Consider the following 14,091-nt stretch of genomic DNA (forward strand, 5'->3'; position numbering starts at 1 on the left):
CAACCGTACAACCGTGCTAAATAGCGTCGGAACCTTAGCCGAGGACGATCCGATGCTCCGCCTGACCCGCCGAACCACTCTTGCCGCCCTGATCGCCCTTGGCACGGCTGCCGCCGTCATGCCCGGCACCGTGCGCGCCGCCGATCCGGTGAAGCTGGAAATCGGCTATATCCCGATCCTGGCGGCATCGCCGCTGTTCATCGTCGATGGGCAGGGCTGGGCCAAGGATGCCGGGATCACGCTGAAGCTGACCCGTTTCGAATCCGGCCCGCATGCCATCCAGGCCATGGCGGCCGGCCAGATCGACCTGCTTTATGCTGGCGTCGCTCCGGTCCTGGTCGCCCGCACCAAGGGTGCCGACATTTCGGTCATCGCCAACTCGGCGGTGGAGGAGATGGTGGTCGCCGCCCGCGGTCCCTTCGCCAAGGCGATGGGCGCCACGCCGACCGCGGAGTCCTTCAAGAAGTTCGCCGCCGACACCGGCCGCAAGGCGAAGATCGGCACGCAGCCGCCGGGCTCCGTTCCCGACACCGTGCTGAAGCACTGGCTGTTCAAGGTGGTCAAGGTCGATCCGGCCGACGTGGAGCTGGTGCCGATGGGCATCGAGAAGACGCAGCAGGCCCTGCTGGCCGGTGCGCTCGATGCTGCCACCATCCGCGAGCCAACGGTGACCGTCACCCAGCAGATGGACCCGAACGTTGCCCTGCTCGCCACCGGCGCGCAGATGTTCCCGGACCAGCCCGGCACCGTCGTCGCCGCCCGTGCGGAGGTGCTGAAGAAGAACCCAGACGCCATCAAGGCGCTGGTCAAGGCTCACATCCGCGCGGTCGAGCTGATCGCCAAGGATCCGGCGGGATCGGCCAAGATCGTGAACAACTATCTGGGCAAGGGCCTGATGGAGCCGGCGACGCTGGAGGCCGCCTTCAAGGGGCCGGGATCGAAGTTCGTCGCCGATCCGCACAAGGTCGTCCCGGCGGTCGAGCAGATGATGGCCTATACCAAGGAGATCGGATCGGCCAGCGAGACCGTTCCGGTGGCCGAGGCCTTCGACTTCAGCTTCTACGACGCCGCCGTCAAGTAAAGACGGCCGGGCCTGAGGACATCGACAAGCCGATGAAGACCACCAACAAGATCGCCCTGTCGGCGCTGGGCGTCGTCGTCTTCCTGCTGGCGTGGGAAGCGGTTGCGCGCAGTGGCGTCGTGCCGGCCCGGCTGCTGCCGTCACCGAGCGCGGTGCCCGCCGCCTTCCTGACCGAGTTCAACAGCGGTACGTGGCAGGCGATGGTGCTGGCCAGCCTGTCGCACTATCTGGTCGGGCTGTCGCTGGGCACTTTCCTCGGCGTATCCTTCGGAACGGCGGCTGCGCTGTGGGGCAAGTGGGACGCCTTCCAAGCCTGGGTGGTGCGCATGTTGCGCCCGATCCCGGCGATTGCCTGGATCCCCTTTGCCATCATCTGGTTCGGCGTCAGCGAAGGGGCGGCATCGTTCCTGATCGCGCTGACGGTGTTCTGGATCAACTATTACGCCAGCTACGCTGCGGTGCGTGGGGTCGACAAGGACCTGATCGAGCTGGGCTATGCCTTCGGCCAGGGCGGACTGATCCCGCGCCTGTTCAAGATCATCCTGCCGGGCGCCCTGCCGGGCATCCTTTCTGGCCTGCGCGCCGGTCTGGGCCAGGGCTGGATGACCGTGGTCGCGGCCGAACTGTTCGGCATCTCCGGCCTCGGCATGCGGATGATGGAGGCGTCGGGCCTGCTGGCCACCCACATCGTCGTCCTCTACATGGTCACCATCGCGCTGCTCTACGGCGTGTCGGATTTCCTGTTCATGCAAGTTCAGTCGCGGGTGCTCTCATGGCAGCGGTGACCCTTTCCAAGACCGCAGCCGCGTCGGTCATCGATCTTGTGGACGTGTCCATCGGCTACGGCAAGGACGCGCCGCCGGTGCTGGTCGACGTCAACCTGTCGGTCGAGCGCGGCAGCTTCGTCGCCATTGTCGGTCCGTCCGGAGTCGGCAAGTCCACCTTGCTGCGCGTCGTCGCCGGCCTGCACACCGCCCGCAGCGGCGGCGTCACCATCCATCAGGACCAACGCCCCGGCCACCGTCCGGTCGGGCTGGTGTTCCAGGATTCCCGTCTGCTGCCCTGGCGCCGGGTGATCCGCAATGTGGAGTTCGGGCTGGAGGGCCTGCCGGTCAGCCGTGACGAGCGCCGCCGCCGGGCCGAGGCTGCGTTGAAGCTGGTCCGGCTGGACGGCTATGCCCGCCGCTGGCCCTACGAGCTGTCGGGCGGCCAGCGCCAGCGCATCGGCATCGCCCGCGCGATGGCGGTGGATCCAGACATCCTGCTGATGGACGAGCCGTTCGGCGCGCTCGACGCCATCACCCGCCACAACCTTCAGGACGAGCTTCGCCGCATCCATCAGGAGACGGGCAAGACGGTTCTGTTCGTCACCCATGATCTGGAAGAGGCGGTGCATCTGGCCGACCGCATCATCGTGCTGGGCGGCACTCCCGCCCGCGTGGTGCGCGACGTGCGCAACACCGCCGGGCGGGATGGCTCGGTGTTCCGCGATCAGGTGGAACAGCTGCGTTCCGAGATCGCGGACAATTACAGCATCTGAGGGGTGGGGCTTACCCCACCTCCATCATCAGGCTGGTCGGATAGCCGGCGTCCTTCATCCGGCCGATCAGCGTGTCGACATGCGTCTGGTTGCGGGTTTCCAGCACCACGTCGACCTCGGCCATCTTCACTGGCACATTGTGGAACAGGCGCTGGTGGTGGACTTCGACGATGTTGGCGCCGGCCTCGCCCAGCAGGCGGGTGACACGAGCGAGAGCACCGGGGGCATCGGTGATGCCGATGCGCAGGCGGACGATACGGCCCTCATAGACCAGCCCGCGCATCAGTACCTGGGCCATGATGCGGGAATCGATATTGCCGCCTGAAAGGACGATGCCGACCTTGCGGCCGCGGTAGCGCTCCGGCTCCTCCAGAACGGCGGCAAGCGCTGCTGCACCGGCACCCTCGGCGACCTGTTTCTGCACGGTGGCGAGGCGGTAGACCGCCTCCTCCAGCCGGGCTTCGCCCACCTCCACCACATCGTCGACCAGGGTGCGGATGATCGGCAGGGTCAGGGCGCCGGGCGCCTTCACAGCGATGCCTTCGGCCACCGTCGCGCCGCCGCAAGTAATTGGCTGGCCGGCCAGCGCCTGACGCACAGCTGGGTAGAGGCTGCACTGCACTCCGATGATCTCAAGATCCGGCCGCAGTGCCTTGGCAGCGGTCGCCATGCCCGCGATCAGCCCGCCACCCCCGACGGGAATCACCAGCACGTCGAGATCCGGCACATCCTCAAGCAGCTCCAGCGCTGCGGTCCCTTGGCCGGCAGCCACCAGCGGGTCGTCATAGGGATGGACGAAGGTCAAGCCGTCGCGCGTCGCCAGATCATGGGCGAAGGCGGCGGCCTCGCTCAGCGTTTCGCCATGCAGCTCGACCGTGGCGCCGAGATTCTCCGTCCGCTCCACCTTGGTGAAGGGGGTGAAGGCCGGCATGACGATGGTCGAGCGGATGCCCAGCCGGGTGGCATGGCAGGCCACTGCCTGGGCATGGTTGCCGGCGGACATGGCGATGACGCCGGCGCGGCGCTCCGCCTCGCCCAGCGACAGCAGCTTGTTCAGCGCGCCGCGCTCCTTGAAGGAGGAGGTGGCGTGCAGGTTCTCCAGCTTCACATGCATCCGGCAACCCGCCATGTCCCCCAGGCGGGGCGCCGGAACCGTGGGCGTTCGGGACAGGTGCCCCGCGATGCGCGCCGCCGCGGCGCGCACGTCCTCCAGAGTTATGGTCATTTCTTGTCTGTCCCGGTGTTGCGTGGTGTGAGTGTCAGCACCTCCGCCCCTGCCGAGATCAACGTGCCACGGTCGCCGGCCAGACGCAACGAGCCGCCGTCGCGCCACAGGGTGACCAGATCGCCCCAATGGCGCGACCAGATGTTGCCGGACTGGCCGGTGGCGATCACGAACCGGGAATTGTCGAGGTCGGCCAGATCATAAACCGCGCGGAACCCGGCGCCCTGGACATGGCGGAACGGGTTCGCCGGATCGCGGATCGTGGTGGACCCGCGGTTGACGGTGAAGAAATCGCCGTCGGTCTCCACCGACAGATCGGCCCTGCCACCGATCAGCGGCAGGCGGCTCAGCATGCGGTGGACCAGCGCCACCGTATGGTCGTCGCCCCAGCGCCAGCTTTTCGGATTGGAGCCGTGACGCTCGGCCAGCGCCTTGACCGCCGTTTCCAGCGAGCGGCCGATGATGTCGGCGCAGCTTTCCTTCTGCGGGGTGGTGATGTCATCGCACCACTCCGGCCGCTCCTTCAGGACATGGCGCAACGCCTCCGGCCGGAGATCCCAGTAGGAGGCGAAGTCGGCACCCAGCTCGTCGGCGAAGACGGCGCGGACCAGCTCGCGCAGCCACATGTCGAAAATCAGCGGTTCCGGCCGGTTGCGGTCGATGCGGCCGTCCCAGCCGCGCAGCAGGGCCGCGGCGTCGCTGGCGAGGCCGGGCGGCGTCGGGTACTTCAGCAGTTCGGGCAGAAAGTCGCGGGCCGGCAGGGAGACGATGTCCATCTGCTGGCGCGCCACATCCTCGACCGAATGGCGTCCGTTGCCCAGCATCTCGACGATGCGCTTGGCGCGCGAAGGATCCGGCCATTCGGTGGCGAGGCGATAGGGATAATCGCGCCCGACCACCGCGTTGTTGGCGTTGACGAACTGGCCGGTCGGCGGGTTCACCGCCTGCGGCAGGGCGTAGTAGGGCAGGAAGCCGGTCCAGTCATACTCGCCGGTCCAGCCGGGAACCGGCACACGGCCGTCGCCTTTGCGGCGGATCGGCACACGGCCGGGGGTGATGAAGCCGACCTCTCCGGTCACGTCGGCATAGACCACATTCTGCTGCGGGGCGACATGCAGGCGCAGCGCGTCGCGCACCGCCTCCGCCGAACCGGCATGGTTCAGGCGGTAGAGTGCCTCGGCGCTGGTGTCGTCGTCGGCGAGGCCGGGGAAGGACAGCGCCAGCACCGGAGCGGGTGCATTGGGCGCGTTGGGCGCATTGACGGGGGCCGGCTGCGGATCGAGGTCGGAGATGACCGGGCCGTGCCGCGTGCTGCGGACGGTCAGCGTCTGCGACGTCTCCCCGGCAATGGCGATGGTCTCGGCGCGCGTCTCGAAGGGCTGGCTGCCGTCCGGAGTCAGGTAGCGGGCGGGATCCTGCGGGTCCGGCTTCTCGACGAAGAGGTCCTGGGTGTCGCTGTGGGTGGTGGTGAAGCCCCAGGCGACCTTGCCGTTGTGGCCGAGGATGGTCAGCGGCACGCCCGGCACGGTGGCGCCGGTGACGGTCAAGCCGGGCGTCACGATGCGGGCGAGGTACCAGAGGATCGGCGCCTCAAGCGCCAGATGCGGATCGTTGGCGAGGATTGGCTTGCCGGTGGTGGTCCGTGCCCCGGTCAGGACCCATTCGTTTGACGCGGTGTCGAAGCCCATCTGCGGCAGGGCCGCCAGCGTGCGGCGTACCGTTTCCCGCAAATCCATGCCGCGCAGGTCGCTCGCCAGCGTGGTGGGAGAGCCGGGGGCGTCTGGCGGGAACAGGTCGTCTACCTGCTGCGGCGACAGCCGTTCCAGAATGCGGGAGCGGAACAGCTCGTCGCGATAGTTGGCGGACAACTGCAACGCCATCAGCTTGGCCCAGACCAGACTGTCGGCCACGGTCCAGGGCTCCGGCGTGTGGCGCAACAGCTGGAATTCGATCGGCAGCGCTTCCGATCTGGTGGCGAGATAGGCGTTCACGCCGTCGGCATAGGCGTCGAAGGCGGTACGGGTCTCGGGCGACAGGGTGGCGGCCATCGCCTCGGCGGCGTGGCGAATGCCCAGCGTGCGCATCAGCCGGTCGGTGCGCAGGGCGAAGTCACCGTATTTGGTGCCGATCAGCTCGGCCAGCCGGCCAGCGCCGGCGCGGCGCATCGTCTCCATCTGCCACAGCCGGTCCTGGGCGTGGGCGTAACCCAGCGCGCGGTAAGCATCCCGTTCGGTCGCGGCGAAGATATGGACGACGCCCTGCTTGTCGCGGATGACCTCGGTTGGGGCGCCATTGCCGGGGATGGTCACGGATCCGCTGGTCTGCGGTTGCTGCGCCCGCATCCACCAATAGGCGCCGAGCAGACCAACCGGGGGCAGCAGCACCAGCACGCCGGCGACCGCCGCCACCTTGCCCCAACGGCCGCGCGGCAGGCGCAATCGGGGACGATGGAACGGGCCGTTGGGTTGCGTCGGCTGTATGCCATAGGGCGGCGCCGGCTGCTGGGGATAGGGCTGACCGGGTGGCGCCGTACCCATGGGATGCACAGATGGAGGGTAGATTTCCGCCGGATGGGCGCCGGGCTGATAGACCGGCTGCCGCGCTGCCTGCGGATAAGGCGTGCCGGGATAGGGCGCGCCCGGATACTGCTGCGTCTGTTGGGGGGGGGCCGGGTAGCCGTGGTGGTAGGGCGGAGCGGCTGGCGGAACGGGCGGGGCCGGGCGGGACAGCGCACGCGCCAGGGCGGCGCGGAGGCGGAAGGCGCAGGTCTCGCCGGCGCGGATCAGGGAACGGCGCAGCATCACGGTCCGTGAGAGAGAAGGGGGGCGGCGACGGGCGGGGGCCGCCGGGGGCTCGTTCGGGTGGCGGATGCTAGTCTCCCGGCCGCCGGCCCGTCCAGGGTTGCTTCGGTGGAGTCGGGCGCTTTTTGGCCTTGTTGCGGCTTCAAGGGACGAGCCCGCGTCTTACGCCGACGCGGTGAGGATCTCGCGGAGCATCGGGGCGGAGACCGGCTTGTGGATCAGGCGGTGGCCGCTGCGCTGGACCTCGGCGATGCGGGCGGGGTCGGTGTCGCCGGTCAGCACCACGGCCGGGACGCGTACGCCGCAGACCCCATAGATGTCGCGGATCGCCTCTACCCCCGTCCGCCCTTCACGCAGGCGATAGTCGGCGACGATCATCGCCGGCTGCCGGCCGAGATTGAGCAGCGAGGCGATGGCCTCGTCGGCCGACACGGCGGCGACGACCTCGTAGCCCCATTCCTCCAGCATCGCCCGCATGCTGAGAAGGATGATGGTATCGTCGTCTACGACCACGATCAGCCCCTTGGCGTCGGGCAACTCGACCGGGCTGCGCACCGGCTTCGGGATCGGGCGTGGCACCGCCGCCGGCAGGTCGAGGAAGAAGCCGCTGCCCCGGCCAGGAGTGGATTGCACCGTGACCCCATGTTCCAGCAGACCTGCCAGCCGTCGCACGATGGCAAGGCCGAGGCCGAGGCCCTTGCGGCGGTCGCGCTCCGGATTGGCGAGCTGGGTGAACTCCTGGAAGATGTCCTGCGTCTTGTCGGCGGGAATGCCGATCCCCTGGTCCAGCACCGCCAGCAGCAGGGTGCCTTTGCGGTGCAGGCAGCCGACGAGGATATCGCCGCGTTCGGTATAGCGGATGGCGTTTTCGATCAAGTTGCGCAGGATGCGTTCCAGCAGGGCGGGATCGCTGCGGGTCCAGGCGCAGGTCGGCACATAACGCAGCGTCAGCCCGGATTCGGCGGCGCGGATGCGATATTCCTCCGCCAGCCGGTCCAGCAGGGGACCCAGAGCGAAGTCGGTGAGGCTGGGCTTCACCACCCCGGCATCCAGCCGCGAAACGTCCAGCAGGCTGTCCAGCATCACCCGCAATCCGTTCAGCGAATCGGTCATGCTGGCCAGCAGCGGAGCCGTCGGATGGTTCTCCAGCTTGTCCGCCAGGGCATGGGCGAAGAAGAACAGCGATTGCAGCGGCTGGCGGAGGTCGTGGCTGGCGGCAGCCAGGAACTTGGTCTTGGCACGGTCGGCGCGCTGGGCGTCGTCGCGGGCCCGCAGCGCCTCGACCCTCGCCGCTTCCGCCTCGTCGCGGGCACGCAGGATCGCTTCCTCCGCCGCCTTGCGGGCGGTGATGTCGCGCATGATGCCGGTGTACATGCGGCGCCTGCCGACATGCCACTCGCCGACCGACAGGTCGAGCGGGAAAGTGGTGCCGTCCTTGCGCAGCCCCATCACCTCGCGGCCGATGCCGACGATCCTCCGCTCCCCGGTTCGGTGATAGCGGTCGAGATAGCCGTCATGGGCGCTGCGGTAGGGCTCCGGCATCAGCATCTTGACGTTGCGCCCGATCACCTCGTCGGCGCGGTAGCCGAAAGTTTTCTCCGCCGCATGGTTGAAGGACTCGACGATGCCGTGGTCGTTGATCAGGACGATGGGATCGACCGCGGTATCGACGATGGCGCGGTAGCGCGCCTCCTGCTCCGCCGACTGCTCCGCCTGTTGCCGGCGGCCGAGCAGCGAGGACAGCATTGCCAGAGACAGGAGAAGAAGGGTTCCCACCCCGGTCATGATCGCCAGAAGGGGGGAGGACAAGGCGACACCCTGGCCGGAATGCGTCGTGGCATGGGCCAGCACGGTCCGGTCGGCATCGCTGCCGCCGCCGATGGTCATGGCGCTCAGTTCCGTCACCGGCTCCATTCCGGCGGCAGCCATGCCGGTGTAGTGCATGGTCACCACCCCCAACCCGAGCAGGACGGCGCTGGCGGCGCGCTGAAGCGGGCGGCTGGTGCGAAAGGCCAGCCACAATGCCGCCGTGGAGGCGACGATGGCGACGATCACCGAGGCGGCGACCAGAACCACGTCATAGGACAGGTCAATGTCCATGCGCATGCCCGCCATTCCCACATAATGCATACTAACAATGCCGAGCCCGGTCAGGGTTCCTGCGACAGGCAATGTAAAGTGGTTTGGCCGCCGATTGCGCGCCACCGCGAACAGGCCGGCCCCCGAAACCCCGACGGCCAGCAGGAATGACAACGCGGTCAGACCTGCGTCATAGCCGATCGGCATGTCGCTGCGGTAGGCGAGCATGCCGATGAAATGCATCGACCATATCCCGGCGCCCAGGGCCAGCGCCGCACCAGCCAGCCGCCGGTTGTCGCATGGACCGCTGTTGCCGCCTTCGCTACGCCGATCCGCCGCCGGGAATGCGCCTGCCAGGCCGCCCCGGGCGTGATGGGCGAGATCCAACGCCACATAGCCGCCGAATACGGCGATCACGTAGGACAGCGCGACAAGAAGGGGGTCGTAGTGGCCGGGCACGATGGGTTTGGCTGTTGTGAAGGGGCGTTCGCGGAGGGAGCAGAATCGAATGTGCGTGTACAGGAACAATTTGGGTGAAGGTGCCAGCCCCTTCCCACGAACGAAAGACTCGCCTTCGTGGTAGACATGGACCTAGAACCTCCGGCGGGATATTTCCAATGAACAGCACTCTCCCTCCAGGGGCGCAGAACCGTTCCGCCGCCTCCGAACCGCTATCACGGCCGCGCCGGTTGCTGTCCCGGTTGCTGCGGCCGATCGCGACCCTGTTCGCCATCGGCTATTTCCTTCTGGACGCAGTGGCCTATTGGGTGGTGCGGCCGGTGGTCGGCCAACTCGCCCGCCTGCCGCTGTTCGCATGGTTCGGACGCTGGGTGGCGGGGCTGGGGCCTTATCCGTCGCTGGTTCTTGTCCTGGTGCCTCTGGCCCTGCTGGAGCCGGCGAAGCCGGTTGGCGCATGGCTGTTCGCCACCGGCCGCCCGATGGCCGGCGCCGCCGTGATCGTCGTGGCGGAACTGGTCAAGATCACGTTGGTGGAGCGGTTATTCCACATCGCCAAGCCGAAATTGCTGACCATCGGCTGGTTCGCCTGGGGGTATGTGCGGGTTACGGCCTGGCTCGCGTGGCTGAAGGAGACCGCTCCAGTCCGTGCCGCCCGCAGGCTGCTGGGGGCAGTCCGCGAATTCGCGAACCGCGTCGGCCGGCGGTTGTCACTGATGGTGCGACGGGCCGGGCGGGGGTAAGCGGTCAACCCAGCATGGCGAGCACGAGCGCTCCCGCGATCAGCAGCACGCAGGCGCGTCGGTAGAGCGCCAATGCCCGGCCGATGTCGTCCGGCGTTGCGGCGGTGCGGCCGGCACCGAGCCAGACATCCTCGACGCGCGTGTCGCCATAGACGCGTGGTCCGCCGAGCCGCAGGTCCAGAGCGCCGGCCATCGCTGCCTCCGGCCAGCCGGCGTTGGGGGAGCGGTGGCGGTGGGCGTCCTGCCGGACCGACGCCCAGGCCTGCCGCGCGTCGGCTCCTCCTGTCATCCAGGCGGCCCCCACCAGCAGCAGGGCGGTCAGGCGCGACCCCGGGAGGTTGACCAGATCGTCCAGCCGTGCCGCCGCCCAGCCAAAGGCCTCGTGCCGCGGGGTGCGGTGGCCGATCATGCTGTCCGCCGTGTTGATCGCCTTGTACAGCGCCAGACCGGGCAGCCCGCCCACCAGCAGCCAGAAGGCCGGGGCCACCACGCCGTCGGAGAAATTCTCGGCAAGGCTCTCGATGGCCGCACGGGCGACCGCCGGCTCGTCGAGTGTGGCCGGGTTGCGGCCGACGATCATCGACACCGCCTTGCGCGCACCCTCCAGCCCGCCGTTGCGGAAGCCCTTGGCGACGGCGGCCACATGGTCGTGCAGGCTGCGCTGAGCCAGCAGGGTGGAGGCCAGCACCGCCTCGATCAGCCAGCCGAAGGGCAGAAGCCGGCAGACCCAGGCCACCGCCACCGCGATCCCGCCCACCGTCACCAGAAGCGCCACGAGTGCCAGAACCCCGAACGCCTTGCGACGGTCGAAGTCATCCGTCTCGTGGTTGAGTGCGCCGTCCAACTGGGCGATAAGCGCTCCGATCCACACGACCGGGTGACGGATGCGGGCGTAGAGTGGATCGGGATAGCCGACCGCCGCTTCGATGATGAGTGCTGTGGCGAGCAGGAAGGGATGCAGCGGCACGGGAGGGGCGTTCCAGGCAGTGGGGCGGCCCGCCGGCCGCGCGATGATGGAAATGAGGAGCGCGATCATGGCCGAAGACAGCCCGGCGACCAAGCCGCACGTCACGCAGCATATGGTGGACCAGTGCGGGCAGGGGAGCATCGTCAAGGGCGCTCCTCTTCATGGCGGCGACCTGGATGGTGCCCGCGCCGCCTTTGCCGATGCGCCGGAGCCTTGGATCGACCTGTCCACCGGCATCAACCCCTGGCCCTATCCGCTGCCGCCGGTGCAGCAGGAAGCCTGGGCCCGGCTGCCCGGCCGGGGGCGGAGGTGATGCTGCGCGCGGCGGCGGCCGAGTGCTATGGGGTGCCGTCTGTGGAACTGGTTGCCGCGGCGTCGGGCTCTCAGGCGTTGATCCAGCTGCTGCCGCGGATGCGTCGGCCGGGCAGCGTCGCCGTGCTGGGGCCGACCTATGCCGAACATGCGCGCTGCTGGGCGCTGGCGGGCCACGATGTCCGGATGGTGGATGAGATGGCGGCGACCGACTCGCTGCCCGACGTGCTGGTGGTCGTCAACCCCAACAACCCCGATGGCCGGCGCTTGTCCGTTACCCGACTGCTGGAGCTTGCCGCAATACAGGCCGCTCGCGGTGGCTGGCTGGTGGTGGACGAGGCCTTCGCCGATATGCGGCCGGAGGGCAGCGTCGCGGCCCATGCCGGCCGGCCGGGACTGGTGATCCTGCGCTCCTTCGGCAAGTTCTTCGGGTTGGCGGGGCTGCGGCTCGGTATCGCGCTTGCCCCGGCCGATCTTGCGGCGGCATTGCGCGACGCCATCGGCCCCTGGGCCGTGTCGGGGCCGGGGTTGAGCATCGCCACGACCGCGCTGGGCGATCGCGACTGGATCGCGGCGACACGCGATCGGTTGGCGGCCGCCGCGGTGGAACTGGACCGCGTGCTTGTGGGGGCCGGATTGCGGGTCACCGGCGGGACCGAACTGTTCCGTCTTGTCGAGGATGTACAGGCGCAAGCGCTGTATCACGTCCTAGGTGCGGCCGGGATTCTGGTCCGCCGGTTCGAGCACAGGCAGGATTGGCTGCGCTTCGGATTGCCGGGAGCCGGGCCGGAGTGGCTGCGGCTTGGTGACGCCCTGGGCCGGGAACGGGCTTGGGCAGCGTAGCCTTGTAAAATGTACGCGTCTTGAACAATCGTGAGAAATTTTATATTCTCAACCGTGTTTAGAAGTTTGGTTCTTCCAGTTCGACCCTGTCGGAAACCGCTGGCGCTGCGGGGAAATAAAAGTCAATGGGACACCTTCGGCCGTGCCGGTTCCGGGTTGCATGGCAATGATCGCAAACTGCGATGCGCATGAGGAACGCGGTGCCGCGTTCTCCGTCCTCGATTGTCTTCCGGTCGGGGTTTGCGTCGTTGCGGCTTCGGGGATCATTCACCATGCAAATCCGGCACTGCATGAGCTGCTGGGCTGTGAACCCGGTGGCTTGCCGGGACGGAGTCTGTGCGAGTTCGGGCTGGAGTGTTGCGAGGCCGGCACACCGGTCGCCGATCCGGCGAGGGCACAGCGTGCGTTTCGGAACGACGGATCCAGCCGCTGGGTAACGGTGGCGGAAGCAGCCTTGACCAGGCCCCGGCCCGGCATGGAGGCCGGCTATGAGGTGGAGGGGCTCCGTCTGGTCACGGTGACCGACGTCGATTCGCTGCGTCGGCAGGGCGTGATCGTGGATGAGGGTGCGGCGCAGTCCGAACTGCCGGTTGCCGACACTTTGCTGGAGCATGGCGGCACCCGCGGGTACAAGGTTCCGGACCGTTTGGCACAGGGCGCCACGCGCTCTGCCAACCTGACCAGGGCGGCTTTTCGCGACGGATCCGACGAGCCTGCCGGCATCCTCGGCAGTCTTCGCGAACCGGGTGATCCGCAGCCGAACCATGAACGGCTGGAGGCGATCCTCGAACAGAGTCCGATCGGCGTTTCGGTGTCCCGCCGCGACGACGGGCGGATCATCTTCGTCAACACCCGCTTCGCCGAACTGATCGGCCTGCCGCGCGAGAAGCTGATCGGCAGCCGCGCCCGCGACTATTACCTGGACAGCCACCAGCGCCTGCGCGTGCTGGACGGGCTGCGGGACGGTGGCGGCGTCACCAACATGGAGGTGCAGTTCAAGCGGGCGGACGGATCGCCTTTCTGGACCCTGTTCACGGTGAATCAGGCGGTTATCCAGGGTACGGCGGTCAATCTTGCCTGGATCTACGACTACACCGAACGCCGCAGCATGGAAGAGGCATTGCGCGACATGGCGTCGCGCGATCCGCTGACCGGCATCTACAACCGGCGTTCCTTCATGGACATGGCGCGCGCCCAGCTGGCCCGTGCCCATCGCTTTCACGAGCCGCTTTCGGTCTTCGTTCTCGATGTCGACCACTTCAAGCGCATCAACGACACCTTCGGCCATGCCACTGGTGACGACGCGCTGCGCATGGTGGCGGCCGGCTGTCAGGCCATCCTGCGGGAATACGACATCCTCGGCCGGTTGGGCGGGGAGGAGTTCGTGGTGGTCCTGCCCGGTGCGACGGCCGACGAAAGCCGTGTTGTGGCCGAACGGGTCCGTCGCCATCTGGCCCGCATGCCGATCGAAGCGCCGGACGGCACCTTCCGCCTGACCGCCAGTATCGGCATCGCCGGGTTGGAGGGGGCCACCGACACGCTGGAGCGGGCGATCCACCGCGCCGACCTCGCGCTCTATCGCGCCAAGCACCTCGGCCGCAACCGTGTCGCGGTGTTCGAGCCTGGGATGTGAGTGGCTGGTTGGGGCGTGGTTTGAGACTTGCTATCCTGGGTAAGGCGGGCTCCGCAGCGAATGATCCGTCGGGGATGGCGGCTTGCAACGTGGGAAGCGGAAATGGACTACACGGTGCACGACAGCGGCAATCTGCGTGAGCTGGAGCTGCGCGGGCAGATCACATTCGAGGCCGACGCCGATTTCCGGACGATCCAGGCGGAATGGGAGCAGGGTGGCGTTGCGGACTGCGTCCTCAACCTGTCGGCCGTTGATTACATGGACTCCGCCGGCCTTGGGCTGTTGGTGATGGCGAACAAAGCCGCCAAACAGGCGGGCGTCACCTTCCGCCTGAAGCATCCGCGCGGTCAGGTCCGTGAACTGATCGAGATATCTGAGTTCCACACCATCATCCCCTGCGAGTTCTAGCCG

General features: G+C 67.9%; 12 protein-coding genes. 8 read left to right on the plus strand and 4 right to left on the minus strand.

The window, feature by feature from the left end; translation table 11 throughout:
• Positions 1-52 precede the first annotated feature (52 nt).
• Genes E6C72_RS09900 through E6C72_RS09910 form a run of 3 tightly spaced genes read left to right on the plus strand, consistent with a single transcriptional unit; the run spans position 53 to position 2,621 of the window.
• Positions 53-1,081: an ABC transporter substrate-binding protein gene (locus E6C72_RS09900; RefSeq protein WP_109443704.1), complete on the plus strand. Its 1,029-nt coding sequence runs from the start codon at positions 53-55 to the stop codon at positions 1,079-1,081.
• A 32-nt stretch (positions 1,082-1,113) separates the two neighbouring features.
• The gene (locus E6C72_RS09905) at positions 1,114-1,866 is read left to right on the plus strand and encodes an ABC transporter permease (protein ID WP_109443703.1); all 753 of its coding nucleotides are present in this window, start codon (positions 1,114-1,116) and stop codon (positions 1,864-1,866) included.
• Entirely contained in the window at positions 1,854-2,621 is a 768-nt protein-coding gene (locus tag E6C72_RS09910; RefSeq protein ID WP_109443702.1) for an ABC transporter ATP-binding protein, read from the plus strand. Before E6C72_RS09905 ends, E6C72_RS09910 begins: the two co-directional genes overlap by 13 nt.
• 10 nt (positions 2,622-2,631) lie before the next feature.
• On the opposite strand, the gene E6C72_RS09915 is transcribed toward E6C72_RS09910, so the two are convergent.
• The 3 genes from E6C72_RS09915 to E6C72_RS09925 all read right to left on the minus strand — a co-directional run bounded on the left by E6C72_RS09915 (position 2,632) and on the right by E6C72_RS09925 (position 9,185).
• On the minus strand, positions 2,632-3,846 hold the full coding sequence (locus E6C72_RS09915) for a threonine ammonia-lyase (RefSeq protein WP_109443701.1): 1,215 nt from the start codon (positions 3,844-3,846) through the stop codon (positions 2,632-2,634).
• Positions 3,843-6,647: a penicillin acylase family protein gene (locus E6C72_RS09920; RefSeq protein ID WP_109443700.1), complete on the minus strand. Its 2,805-nt coding sequence runs from the start codon at positions 6,645-6,647 to the stop codon at positions 3,843-3,845. Before E6C72_RS09920 ends, E6C72_RS09915 begins: the two co-directional genes overlap by 4 nt.
• A gap of 162 nt (positions 6,648-6,809) precedes the next feature.
• A complete protein-coding gene (locus E6C72_RS09925; protein ID WP_109443699.1) occupies positions 6,810-9,185 on the minus strand; it encodes an MHYT domain-containing protein in 2,376 nt (791 codons plus the stop codon).
• Positions 9,186-9,343: 158 nt separating this feature from the next.
• Between E6C72_RS09925 and E6C72_RS09930 the strand changes: the two genes are divergently transcribed.
• Positions 9,344-9,925, plus strand: coding sequence for a hypothetical protein (locus E6C72_RS09930; protein WP_109443698.1), 582 nt, complete (start codon positions 9,344-9,346; stop codon positions 9,923-9,925).
• A 4-nt stretch (positions 9,926-9,929) separates the two neighbouring features.
• Here E6C72_RS09930 and cbiB read toward each other — a convergent pair whose 3' ends face one another.
• Complete coding sequence (gene cbiB, locus E6C72_RS09935) at positions 9,930-10,892, minus strand: adenosylcobinamide-phosphate synthase CbiB (protein ID WP_109443725.1); 963 nt, start codon at positions 10,890-10,892, stop codon at positions 9,930-9,932.
• A 67-nt stretch (positions 10,893-10,959) separates the two neighbouring features.
• On the opposite strand from cbiB, the gene E6C72_RS32210 reads away from it, so the two are divergent.
• The 4 genes from E6C72_RS32210 (at position 10,960) to E6C72_RS09950 (ending at position 14,088) form a co-directional block, all read left to right on the plus strand.
• Positions 10,960-11,205 (plus strand): hypothetical protein, encoded by a 246-nt coding sequence (locus tag E6C72_RS32210; RefSeq protein ID WP_247882042.1) that lies wholly within the window; start codon positions 10,960-10,962, stop codon positions 11,203-11,205.
• Positions 11,205-12,047 (plus strand): aminotransferase class I/II-fold pyridoxal phosphate-dependent enzyme, encoded by an 843-nt coding sequence (locus tag E6C72_RS09940; protein WP_247882044.1) that lies wholly within the window; start codon positions 11,205-11,207, stop codon positions 12,045-12,047. The genes E6C72_RS32210 and E6C72_RS09940 overlap by 1 nt, the downstream gene beginning before the upstream one ends.
• Positions 12,048-12,213: 166 nt before the next feature.
• On the plus strand, positions 12,214-13,680 hold the full coding sequence (locus E6C72_RS09945; protein WP_282183308.1) for a diguanylate cyclase: 1,467 nt from the start codon (positions 12,214-12,216) through the stop codon (positions 13,678-13,680).
• Positions 13,681-13,782: 102 nt separating this feature from the next.
• Positions 13,783-14,088: an STAS domain-containing protein gene (locus E6C72_RS09950; protein ID WP_158280229.1), complete on the plus strand. Its 306-nt coding sequence runs from the start codon at positions 13,783-13,785 to the stop codon at positions 14,086-14,088.
• The last annotated feature ends 3 nt before the right edge of the window (positions 14,089-14,091 follow it).

The organism is Azospirillum sp. TSH100, assembly GCF_004923295.1.
GTDB lineage: Bacteria > Pseudomonadota > Alphaproteobacteria > Azospirillales > Azospirillaceae > Azospirillum.

What these genes read in the sequence shown, in the direction of transcription:
- E6C72_RS09945 (WP_282183308.1), top strand. Translation starts at nt 12,214, where the DNA reads ATGATCGCAAACTGCGATGCGCATGAGGAACGCGGTGCCGCGTTCTCC.
- E6C72_RS09910 (WP_109443702.1), top strand. Translation starts at nt 1,854, where the DNA reads ATGGCAGCGGTGACCCTTTCCAAGACCGCAGCCGCGTCGGTCATCGAT.
- E6C72_RS09940 (WP_247882044.1), top strand. Translation starts at nt 11,205, where the DNA reads ATGCTGCGCGCGGCGGCGGCCGAGTGCTATGGGGTGCCGTCTGTGGAA.
- E6C72_RS09920 (WP_109443700.1), bottom strand. Translation starts at nt 6,647, where the DNA reads ATGCTGCGCCGTTCCCTGATCCGCGCCGGCGAGACCTGCGCCTTCCGC.
- E6C72_RS09900 (WP_109443704.1), top strand. Translation starts at nt 53, where the DNA reads ATGCTCCGCCTGACCCGCCGAACCACTCTTGCCGCCCTGATCGCCCTT.
- E6C72_RS09915 (WP_109443701.1), bottom strand. Translation starts at nt 3,846, where the DNA reads ATGACCATAACTCTGGAGGACGTGCGCGCCGCGGCGGCGCGCATCGCG.
- E6C72_RS09905 (WP_109443703.1), top strand. Translation starts at nt 1,114, where the DNA reads ATGAAGACCACCAACAAGATCGCCCTGTCGGCGCTGGGCGTCGTCGTC.
- E6C72_RS09930 (WP_109443698.1), top strand. Translation starts at nt 9,344, where the DNA reads ATGAACAGCACTCTCCCTCCAGGGGCGCAGAACCGTTCCGCCGCCTCC.
- E6C72_RS32210 (WP_247882042.1), top strand. Translation starts at nt 10,960, where the DNA reads ATGGCCGAAGACAGCCCGGCGACCAAGCCGCACGTCACGCAGCATATG.
- E6C72_RS09950 (WP_158280229.1), top strand. Translation starts at nt 13,783, where the DNA reads ATGGACTACACGGTGCACGACAGCGGCAATCTGCGTGAGCTGGAGCTG.